Raw genomic sequence first — 3,975 nt, forward strand, 5'->3', positions numbered from 1 at the left:
TCGCGTAACTCAGTCAATGCCTTCCCTGCTTCAAAGAACGCTCGTTCTACCCTACGCTCCAAGTGCAGGCGATCGCTCTGCTCCTGCTCGGTCAATTCAGGTACTTCAACAGCAGCAATATCGATGATTGCTGAAGCTGGGTTTTCTGAAGGGGTAATGTCTGAGTTGATGGGCAGTTCTGGATTGCTTAATGCGGCAGAGGTGGCTTGTTTACGCTTACGGGGTGGGGTGTTCATGCTTCCACCTCTTCTGGCTTAAGTATGCTCAGGAACAAAAATACTTATGATGCCTCCTTATTATGTGTTAACCATAATACCTGAGTATTAGGTTTAGCTGGTTTACCAGGATTAGATAATTGCTCATTTTCGGCTTTTTGTAAACCTTTTGATTGAATATCCCCAGTTGTAGGGTCGCCATCATGATCAAAAGTGTAGTCAAACAAATCCCCAGGTGTAATTATTCGGTTATCACCTGCGGCTTGATACGCCTTTGTTAAACCATTACATAAACTGTTTAAAACTCTCCCACTGATCTGTTCAATTTCATCAGCGTTTTTCAGTTTTGAAATGGACGTTGGGTGGATACCCGAAAGTTCAGCAAGTTCTTTATTGCTGATTTTCTTCTCTGCCATTAATATTCTTAGCCGCCAACGAATCATCTTTTGAGAGTCTTTTTTTGTTTTCCTTACTCTCATAGTTTCCTCCACTAATGCTTTTATAGCTAGATCGCTTACTTAAAGCGATTCCTTCAAATATAGCAGCCATAACAATTAATATGCAAGCTTGACAAATATGTAGCGAGGTCGCTATATTTATAGATAGCAAAAAGCGACCGCACCTCTCTCGCAAATTGGAAGCGATCGCTTTTGCAAAACATCCGCCATACAGATGGCATAACCAATATAATGACATACCAAATCTACACTTATCAACATCTGCAACTGAAATCTATTGCCCGTCTGAAGCAAATCTACAGTGAAATCGCCTGTACAACCGAAGTAAGCGACAAACGCTGTAAGGATGCCTGGATTAGTGTGATCGCTGAATATCAGGCAAGCAAGATTCAGAAACTCGCCCTCGCTGCCCCCGACGAACAAGGCACAGCCCAAGCCGAACTCGACAGCTACATCGCTGACCAAGCCCAAGCCATAGCTCCCGAACCCCTCACAATAGTCGAAATCTCGTTTGACCATCACGAATATTACGCTGATGACAAACTGGTAGCCAGCATCAGCCATGACGACAACCACTTAACCCAACGCTGGGTAGTAATGGTCAACGATAAAGAAGTATTTCGTGCCAACACTCTAATGCGTTGCGATCGCTTCATCTGCACTCACTACAAAGACGGTTCATTACCTGTGCAAGAAGAAGCAGGGGTGCAGGGGAGCAGGGGTGCAGAGGGGAAAAACCTACAACAGCTTTCTCCTCTGCCCCTCTGCGCCTCTGCCCCGCAAGTTTCCTCTTCGACCGAAAACCAAATCATGGCGCATATCTTCAACGAGTGCCAGAATTATGGGTTTGAAATTCTCGATGATGGCATTTACAACAACAACGGCGTGAAACTGGGGCAAGTCGGATGCACTAACGGGAACTGGTGGGTGATTCAGGGTTATTCAGGTCAGCAGCAGTATTCTAACTCTGTCTATGATGCAGTGCGCTCATTATCGATGCTGGATGTGTCTACTGATAATAAATCCATTTTTGATGAATATTTTTTAGACCAACCGTTAGAACAGCTAACTGGCAATAAATTGCAACGGCTGCTGGAGAGAACGGAGTTAGTCACAGCGTAAGGAGTAGGCTTCGCCTGGGAAAAGGTTAAAGGGGAAAGGGGAAAGGTAAATTTCTTCATTCCCTTCCCCTTTGCCCTTTCCCCCTTTTTCCCTTCCCCTAATTATTAATTCACCAATCCCCATTAAATCAATGCAACCTACAATATCAATCCCCCAACACTGGGACTACCCTCGCTTTGCTTTGGAGCAGCGCACAGAACAAGGCATCATCTTGGGACTTTACTACTACCCATCTGGTACAGAATTGGCTGAACAATTTGATGATGGTTGGCGCTATGTACTGATGCCTAACAAGAATTCTGATGAAATATCGTACTTGCAAGAGAATCAAATCCAACCGATCTCTCCACAGGAATTGTTCACACAAATTACCGCAGAAATTGAATTCTATCAGCGTCGAATCTCCATCCTGCAACAACAGTTAGCTGTAGTAACTGGAGGTAGTAGTAATGGCTAATTCTACAGACAGTTTTGACCGTCGAGCTAATCATCTGCTGCGTTTACTTCAACTTTGTGGCGGTTGTGTTCCTCTGCACTCTCTCCAATGCCAAGTTTCAAATTCAGTTATTCAAACTCTGCTGGATAAAGAACTGGTGCAAGTACAGAACACGGGACGCGGTTTTTTGTTGGAGATTGCCGAGGATTTTTAGCTCTTAATAGAAGAGGAACCATTTATGAAACTCTACGCGAAAACTATTCCACAGACTTTACCCGATTGGGCAACCACCGTTACAAAGAGTGCAGATTTGTTTGAGGTTGAAATCAACGATGAACATCCGAATTTTCAATCTCTGCTTGAAGAGTTAGAAACCGAGATTGAACCAGGAACATTCGGTGTAAAGGCAGAAGATTTATGTTCAAGGCTCGGCATTGAAATGTCTAACCCTAATCTCGACCAGTTAGTTGAACAAGCCCAGACTCTGATATGCCTTATTGCTACGCACCCAGACTACAAACAATTGTTGGACGAGGGATATCAACCGGATTTAAACATTGCTGATGCTCAAACTGCACTGACTTATTTGCAATGGGAGTTAGAGCGCAATCGATAAGTTTTTAATTAGTACAAAAGCGTTCATCCAAAGGAATGCCATTACTTCAGATGAACGCACGGAAGTTTCTTTTCCGCTACAGAATTTCCATTATTGCACACAGAACACCAATCAATGAAACTTTAACCGAGGTAAACATGGTTACTCAAATCAAACTAGGTTTATGCAACCCTCCTGAACCCATCTATTTATTTGTCAATCAGGGGGAAGTAGATGGTGAATCTTTCGTTTGGTACAAGTTTAATATTAGCCAGGAGAAGAAAATCCCTGTTACCCAAAGAGCATTAACTGGGTACTTATCTGAACTGCGATTGACCACCAAAGAATTTAAAGGCAAGGACAATCTCAAACTCGATATTGTTGTCAGTGCCGATGAACTTTATGTAGTGAGAACTGGCATTGAAACCAATTTTGCTAAAAGCTTCCTTTTAGCTGCCTCATTAATCCAAGATTTCTCCAAACCATTGATTATCGTTGCTACTGCTGGCGACGAGAATACAGTTTTTTGATAACCCGCCACAATCAATTAAAAAACGCATTGCCGCTCTCGATACTGAAGCCATTAACTACTTATTGGGGAGAAAAGTATGATTGACAACATTAACGCACTTCAAACAAGTTGGTATCTTTCTCCACCTTGGCGTGGAACAATTCCACCTGTTGCAGTTAATTTACTGGAGAGAGTTTTCCTACGCACAACAAGAACATTTGGTTACTGCTGCGGTATGCAATGGAAACACGAATGTTGGATTTATTCAATTGATTGCGGTAAAGAAATACTCCACGCTACACAAAATCAAATCATCGGAACTGGAGAGTTAGAAACCATCACTGTGCAAAAACCTGCTTTTGTTCTAGGGCAAAGAGTGATCCTCTGCTCTCACGACAAAGGAACAAAGCAACGGCTGGTTTTGGGGATTGCGCTGGTGCATAATTCTTGGTTTTACATGGTTGAATTGATGTCGCCAACGTTAATTAAGACACCGACTATATCGAATCGCTTCTCCCTGGTTGGTGAAAAAAGTTTGGTGCGGGTAAATGTTTAATTCTCTCTAATCACACAACAAAAAATTATCACCCAACTAAAGTTATGTCACAAATTGAAATTGCCGAAATCATCGAACAGAT

General features: G+C 42.7%; 7 protein-coding genes and 2 pseudogenes. 6 read left to right on the plus strand and 3 right to left on the minus strand.

Annotated elements, in window-relative coordinates:
- The 3 genes and pseudogenes from CDG77_RS33835 to CDG77_RS37200 all read right to left on the minus strand — a co-directional run.
- Nucleotides 1-236 (minus strand): annotated as a pseudogene (locus tag CDG77_RS33835) (hypothetical protein); the annotation flags it as partial.
- Between the two features lie 44 nt (nt 237-280).
- Nucleotides 281-631, minus strand: coding sequence for a helix-turn-helix domain-containing protein (locus CDG77_RS33840; RefSeq protein ID WP_219852122.1), 351 nt, complete (start codon nt 629-631; stop codon nt 281-283).
- Complete coding sequence (locus CDG77_RS37200) at nt 606-911, minus strand: hypothetical protein (RefSeq protein WP_181154552.1); 306 nt, start codon at nt 909-911, stop codon at nt 606-608. Before CDG77_RS37200 ends, CDG77_RS33840 begins: the two co-directional genes overlap by 26 nt.
- On the opposite strand from CDG77_RS37200, the gene CDG77_RS33845 reads away from it, so the two are divergent.
- From CDG77_RS33845 to CDG77_RS33870, 6 genes and pseudogenes are all read left to right on the plus strand, one after another.
- A complete protein-coding gene (locus tag CDG77_RS33845; RefSeq protein WP_094333524.1) occupies nt 905-1,795 on the plus strand; it encodes a hypothetical protein in 891 nt (296 codons plus the stop codon). The genes CDG77_RS37200 and CDG77_RS33845 overlap by 7 nt on opposite strands.
- Before the next feature lie 130 nt (nt 1,796-1,925).
- On the plus strand, nt 1,926-2,252 hold the full coding sequence (locus tag CDG77_RS33850; RefSeq protein WP_094333525.1) for a hypothetical protein: 327 nt from the start codon (nt 1,926-1,928) through the stop codon (nt 2,250-2,252).
- Nucleotides 2,245-2,445, plus strand: coding sequence for a hypothetical protein (locus CDG77_RS33855; protein WP_094333526.1), 201 nt, complete (start codon nt 2,245-2,247; stop codon nt 2,443-2,445). Before CDG77_RS33850 ends, CDG77_RS33855 begins: the two co-directional genes overlap by 8 nt.
- 24 nt (nt 2,446-2,469) lie before the next feature.
- Nucleotides 2,470-2,847, plus strand: coding sequence for a hypothetical protein (locus CDG77_RS37205; protein ID WP_181154553.1), 378 nt, complete (start codon nt 2,470-2,472; stop codon nt 2,845-2,847).
- A 137-nt stretch (nt 2,848-2,984) separates the two neighbouring features.
- Nucleotides 2,985-3,353 (plus strand): annotated as a pseudogene (locus tag CDG77_RS33865) (hypothetical protein); the annotation flags it as partial.
- Nucleotides 3,354-3,434: 81 nt separating this feature from the next.
- Nucleotides 3,435-3,893, plus strand: a complete 459-nt coding sequence (locus CDG77_RS33870; RefSeq protein ID WP_094333527.1) for a DUF1392 domain-containing protein — start codon at nt 3,435-3,437, stop codon at nt 3,891-3,893.
- The last annotated feature ends 82 nt before the right edge of the window (nt 3,894-3,975 follow it).

The sequence above is a fragment of the Nostoc sp. 'Peltigera membranacea cyanobiont' 213 genome (assembly GCF_002245975.1).
GTDB lineage: Bacteria > Cyanobacteriota > Cyanobacteriia > Cyanobacteriales > Nostocaceae > Nostoc.